The organism is Flavobacterium sp. (assembly GCF_027531705.1).
Taxonomy (GTDB): Bacteria; Bacteroidota; Bacteroidia; order Flavobacteriales; family Flavobacteriaceae; genus Flavobacterium.
The window spans coordinates 80701-86718 of the sequence record NZ_JAPZSP010000026.1; the positions used below are offsets into that span (position 1 = coordinate 80701).

Genomic DNA, 6018 nt, shown 5'->3' on the forward strand with positions numbered 1-6018 from the left:
GCATTCAAATTCTTGCAGGTTTTTTGTTTTCAAACTTTTTTAATTTTACATTTGGAAAAACTTCAATTGTACTAATATGACTTTCACAGCAATCGATTTTGAAACCGCAACAGGCTACCCCGAAAGTGCTTGCGCAGTTGGAATTGTAACTGTCAATGATGGAATTATTACCGATGAATATTACACAATAATACAACCACCAAACAACGAGTATTGGTACAGAAACATTATGGTTCATGGGATAAAGCCTATTGAAACTCTAAACAAACCAATGTTTGACGATTTGTTTCCCGAAATCAGAAAACGATTATTCGGACGCAAAATTGTAGCACATAACGAACGTTTTGATCGTAATGTTTTGCAAAAAACAATGAAGTATTACGGATTGTACTACGATGAATTAGAAATTCCTGCAATTTGGGAATGCACTTGTAAAATTTACCGAGCCAAAGGCTACAAACCTGCTAATCTAAGGCATTGTAGCGATTTGAATAACATAGAATTAGTGCATCATGAAGCTTTATCTGATGCAAGAGCTTGTGCTAAATTGTATTTGTTAAAATAAATTCACTATTTTCGTTTTTAATCTATCTGTCTCTCATCTCTTCATCTATTATCTAAAAAAATGAAAGAAGATTTTCTACATTATATCTGGAAATACAAGAAATTTGCTATTTCTGACCTAAAATCCGTTTCGGGTGAAGTAATTTCTATTGTCAATTGTGGACAATATACGCAACTTGCTGGACCCGATTTTTTCAATGCTCAAGTTGTTATTGGAAATCAAAAATGGGCGGGAAATGTTGAAATTCATATAAAATCTTCCGATTGGTATGTGCATCATCACGAAAAAGATGAAGCTTATGATAATATAATTCTACATGTAGTTTGGGAACACGATACCGATGTCTTCAATAAAAATAACCATCCAATTCCTGTTTTGGAACTTAAAGAATATGTTTCAAAAGATATTTATGAAAATTATCAATCATTAGTAACTCCAAAGTCATGGATTTACTGCGAAAAACAAATAGCAACTATTGATGAATTTTTAATTTCAAATTGGCAAGAGCGTTTGTTTTTTGAACGTTTAGAAAGAAAATCAAAAGCAATTTACGATTTAGTTGAAACAACTAACCAAGATTGGGAAGCAGTTTTGTTTGCACTTTTAGCCAAAAATTTTGGACTCAATACCAATGGCGAAATTTTCTTCAAGTTAGCAACCAGCATACCTTTTGCAGTAATAAGAAAAGAAAGTTTTGAAGTTGAAAATGTCGAAGCTATGCTTTTTGGAGCATCAGGATTATTAGATATTGATAAAGAAGATAATTATTTTAAAGATTTAAAATTTAGGTTTTACTATCTTTTGCACAAATATCAATTTGAGAAAAAGCAAATCGAACCCGTTCAGTTTTTCAAACATAGACCCGATAATTTTCCGACTATTCGATTATCGCAATTGGCTAATGTATATCATTTGCATCAAAATTTATTTTCTAAAATTATAAGCGTAACAACTGTTTCAGAAGTTTACACCTTATTTACTGTTTCGGTTTCAGAGTATTGGCAATCGCACTATCAGTTTGATAAAGAAAGTCCAAAGAAAAAGAAACCACTTTCTAAATCGTTTATTGGCTTATTGATTATCAATACAATAATTCCAATTCAGTTTGCTTATGCTAAAAGTCAAGGCAAAGAAATTTCAGAAAATTTAATCGAACTTTTGCGTGAAGTTGCACCCGAAAGTAACAGTATTATTGAAAAATTTGCATCTTTCGGAATCAAATCAAAAAATGCTTTCGAAACACAAAGTTTGTTACAACTTAAGAACGAATATTGTAATCATTCAAAATGTTTAGATTGTGCCATTGGAATTGAATTACTTAAGAATAATTAAACTATTTTTTGTTAATTTGTATAAATATAAATCGCTATGTCGTTTGTCATTCAACTAAAATATTTCTTCGAAAAACATGGTTTTCATGTTTCCTCTCGGCTTGCTGATAAATTAGGAATGCGAGCGAATAACGTGCGAATGTTTTTTATTTATATTTCGTTTGTAACTGCTGGTTTATGGTTTGGTGTATACTTGACATTAGCTTTTTGGATGCGACTAAAAGATTTAATCCGTGCCAAGAGAACTTCAGTTTTTGATTTATAACTTATTAGTATGGATTATAAAGCAACCATAAAATCGTATTTCAATTTTACAAAATCTCAGCGATTGGGATTAGTTTTGCTATTGACTTTGATTGTTGTTTTTCAAATAGCTTTTTACTTTATTGATTTTTCTCAACCAGAAAAAAATGCTTCCGAAAAGCAACAATGGTTGGCATTACAATCAGAAATTGATTCTTTAAAACAAAATGTTCCAACTTCTTCCTATAAAATCTATCCATTCAACCCCAATTTTATAACGGATTTTAAAGGGTATAAATTAGGAATGACAGTTGAACAAATTGATAGATTATTGGCTTTTAGAAAACAAGGAAAATTTGCCAATTCACCTAAAGAATTTCAACAAGTTACTGGGATTTCAGATTCTTTGCTAAATGCAATTTCGCCTTATTTTAAGTTTCCTGATTGGGTGAACAAGAAGAATTCTGGAGCAAAAAGTAATTGGGTTGATTACTCCAAAACTAATTATTACAAGAAAGAAAAGGTTGTGATTTTAGACATCAATTCGGCAACGAAAGAAGATTTGATGAAAGTTTACGGTATAGGTGATGGACTTTCTGAGCGAATTTTGAAACAAAAAGAAGTTTTTGGCGAATTCGTTTCGATGGAACAAATGAGTGATGTCTGGGGACTTTCGCCAGAAGTTATAGAAAAATTGAATCAAAGTTTTAAAATCATCAATAATCCTAAAATCAAGAAAGTAAATATTAACAACGCTTCAATCAAAGAATTAGGTCAATTTCCTTATTTTCGATACCCAATTTCAAAAAATATTGTCACGTACAGAAGTATGAATGGCGATATCAAAATTGAGGATTTAACAAAAATAAAAGATTTTCCTGTTGATAAAATAAAAATAATTGCCTTATATTTGGAATTCTAAAAAAAGGACATAAAAATAAGCGATTATATGAATTCAATATACTTTACAGAAGAGCACGAATTATTTAGAAAGAGTTTACAAGATTTTTTGCAAAAAGAAGTAGTGCCTCACATTGAAAAATGGGAAAAAACGGGTACGATTGAGCGATTCATATGGAAAAAATTCGGAGAAATGGGCTTTTTCGGAATCAATTATCCTGAAGCTTATGGTGGATTGAATCTGGATTTATTTTATACAGTTGTATTTTTAGAAGAACTCCAAAAAATAAAATCATCTGGTTTTGCAGCAGCGATGTGGGCACATGCTTACTTAGCAATGACACATTTAAATGCAGAAGGTGATGAACGAATCAAGAATGATTATTTGTCACCGAGTATTTCTGGCGATAAAATAGGAGCTTTATGCATTACCGAACCTTTTGGAGGAAGTGATGTTGCTGGAATGAAAACAACCGCTGTAAAAAATGGAAATAAGTATGTAATAAATGGTTCAAAAACTTTTATTACAAATGGAGTTTACGCCGATTATTATGTTGTAGCAGCAAAGACCAATCCTGAACTTGGAAACAAAGGAATAAGTATTTTCTTGATGGATACAAATTTAACAGGTGTTTCAGCTACAAAACTTGATAAGCTGGGTTGGAGAGCATCTGATACTGCCGAAATCGCATTTGATAATGTTGAAATTCCAGAAGAAAATTTGATGGGCGAGGAAGGAAAAGGTTTTCCTTATATTATGCAACATTTTGCTTTAGAGCGTTTAATAATGGCTATAAATGCTCATGCAAGAGCCGAATATGCTATTGAATATACTACAGATTATATGTCGCAACGCGAAGCATTTGGTAGAACTATTGACAAGTTTCAAGCATTAAGACATACTTTGGTAGATCATGCAACCGATGTGGAACATTGCAAAATATTTAATTACGCTGCAGTTGCTAGACTAAATAAAGGTGAATATGTAGTGAAAGAAGCTACAATGGCCAAACTAAAATCTACAAAAGTGGCAGATGAAACTATTTATAGTTGTTTGCAAATGCTAGGCGGATATGGTTATATGGAAGAATATCCATTAGCACGATTACTAAGAGATAGCCGTCTCGGACCTATTGGCGGCGGAACTTCTGAGATTTTAAGAGAAATTTTATCAAAAATGATTATTGATAAGCAGAATTATCAGCCTGCTGTGAAGTAGTTTGAAATTAATTTTTTTAATCCAAAATTAATCCATACTTTTGCAGCCTTAACGAGAGGAGGTGTCTATATTATGTTAATTATACCAATTAAAGACGGAGAAAATATCGATAGAGCATTAAAGCGCTATAAAAGAAAATTTGATAAAACAGGAACTGTTCGTCAGTTACGTGCACGTCAAGCTTTCATCAAACCTTCTGTTACTAATAGAATGAAGTTCCAAAAAGCGGCTTACATTCAGAACATGAGAGATAAATTAGAAAGTTAATAAAATAATTTTCAAAATTATATAACCGTTAGTTATTAAAGTTTTATACCTTTGATACTAACGGTTTTTATTTTGTGACAATTCCAACTTCTATAAGTTAATGAACAACCTACAATCATTTAGCGATTATTTGCAGTTGGAGAAAAACTATTCTCCACTTACTATCAATGCTTACGTTAATGATATTCGATTTTTTCAAGAGTTTATTCTGGAAACTTTTGATCAAGACAATCTTTTAGAAGTAAATTATCCACAAATACGAAATTGGATAGTTTCATTGTCGGATAAAGAAATTTCAAACAAATCCATAAACAGAAAAATTTCTTCATTAAAAGCTTTTTATAAATTTTTATTAAAAACAAAGCAGATTCAAATAAATCCTTTGTTAAAACATAAATCGTTGAAATCGCCAACCAAACTACAAATTCCTTTTTCTGAAAAAGAATTAGATAATGTTTTAAATTTGATTAAATATCCCGACGGATTTGACGGAATCAGAGATAAACTAGTAATAGACCTGTTTTATGCAACTGGAGTTAGAAGAGTTGAATTGATAAATTTGAAAATGCAAAACGTTGATTTATCGAACAATACTTTAAAAGTGCTTGGTAAACGAAATAAAGAAAGAATATTACCGATTTTGCCAATAATTTCACAAAATTTTAAAATTTATTTAGCTGAAAGAGCTAATTTAGAGTTAATTAAGGATAAAGACTATTTTTTTTTAACGTTAAAAGGCGTTAAATTAAATGAATCATTTGTTTATCGATTAATAAATAACTACTTTAGTAATGTTTCTGAAAAGGTAAAAAAGAGTCCGCATATTTTAAGACATACGTTTGCGACTCATCTGCTAAATAATGGAGCAGATATCAATTCAGTAAAAGAATTGTTGGGACATTCTAGTTTGGCATCTACTCAAGTTTATACGCATAGTAGTTTAGCAGAACTTAAAAAAGTATATAGTAATGCGCATCCTAGAAGTCAGAAGTGAAATAGAAGTATAACATTAAAAAATTGATTATGAAGGTAAATGTTCATGCAGTTAACTTTACAGTTGACAGAAAGTTAGTAGATTTTATTCAAGAAAGAGTAACAAAACTAGAAAAATTTTATGATAAGATTGTGTCAACTGACGTTTTTTTGAAGGTTGAGAAGACAAGCGAAAAAGAAAATAAGATTGTTGAAGTTAAAATTCATGTCCCTGGAGACGATTTTATGGTTAAAAAACAATGTAAAACTTTTGAAGAAGCAATAGAAATTTCCGCAGAATCATTAGAAAGATTATTGGTAAAAAGAAAAGAGAAAATAAGAACACATATTTAAAGAGAATTTTTTTTAAAAAATATTTTGATTAAAAAACAAAAAGATATACATTTGCAGTCCGTTAGAAATAGCGGACTTTTTTTATTGATTTTGCCAGCGTAGCTCAGTTGGCTAGAGCAGCTGATTTGTAATCAGCAGGTCGTGGGTTCGAGTCCCTCCGCCGGCTC

General features: G+C 30.9%; 8 protein-coding genes and 1 tRNA gene. All 9 read left to right on the plus strand.

Annotated elements, in window-relative coordinates; all coding sequences use genetic code 11:
- The first annotated feature begins 76 nt into the window (after nt 1–76).
- The 9 genes from O9267_RS10895 to O9267_RS10935 all read left to right on the plus strand — a co-directional run bounded on the left by O9267_RS10895 (nt 77) and on the right by O9267_RS10935 (nt 6017).
- Nucleotides 77–565: a 3'-5' exonuclease gene (locus O9267_RS10895; RefSeq protein WP_298179292.1), complete on the plus strand. Its 489-nt coding sequence runs from the start codon at nt 77–79 to the stop codon at nt 563–565.
- Between the two features lie 60 nt (nt 566–625).
- Nucleotides 626–1897, plus strand: coding sequence for a DUF2851 family protein (locus O9267_RS10900; protein WP_298179295.1), 1272 nt, complete (start codon nt 626–628; stop codon nt 1895–1897).
- Between the two features lie 36 nt (nt 1898–1933).
- Nucleotides 1934–2161 (plus strand): PspC domain-containing protein, encoded by a 228-nt coding sequence (locus O9267_RS10905; protein ID WP_298179298.1) that lies wholly within the window; start codon nt 1934–1936, stop codon nt 2159–2161.
- A gap of 9 nt (nt 2162–2170) precedes the next feature.
- Nucleotides 2171–3061, plus strand: a complete 891-nt coding sequence (locus O9267_RS10910) for a helix-hairpin-helix domain-containing protein (protein WP_298179301.1) — start codon at nt 2171–2173, stop codon at nt 3059–3061.
- A gap of 27 nt (nt 3062–3088) precedes the next feature.
- Complete coding sequence (locus O9267_RS10915) at nt 3089–4258, plus strand: acyl-CoA dehydrogenase family protein (RefSeq protein WP_298179303.1); 1170 nt, start codon at nt 3089–3091, stop codon at nt 4256–4258.
- Between the two features lie 72 nt (nt 4259–4330).
- Nucleotides 4331–4525 (plus strand): 30S ribosomal protein S21, encoded by a 195-nt coding sequence (gene rpsU / locus O9267_RS10920; protein WP_298179306.1) that lies wholly within the window; start codon nt 4331–4333, stop codon nt 4523–4525.
- Between the two features lie 100 nt (nt 4526–4625).
- Nucleotides 4626–5519, plus strand: a complete 894-nt coding sequence (locus tag O9267_RS10925; protein ID WP_298179309.1) for a tyrosine-type recombinase/integrase — start codon at nt 4626–4628, stop codon at nt 5517–5519.
- Between the two features lie 29 nt (nt 5520–5548).
- On the plus strand, nt 5549–5851 hold the full coding sequence (raiA, locus tag O9267_RS10930; protein ID WP_298179312.1) for a ribosome-associated translation inhibitor RaiA: 303 nt from the start codon (nt 5549–5551) through the stop codon (nt 5849–5851).
- A 92-nt stretch (nt 5852–5943) separates the two neighbouring features.
- Nucleotides 5944–6017 (plus strand) — tRNA-Thr (locus O9267_RS10935).
- Nucleotide 6018 lies beyond the last annotated feature (1 nt).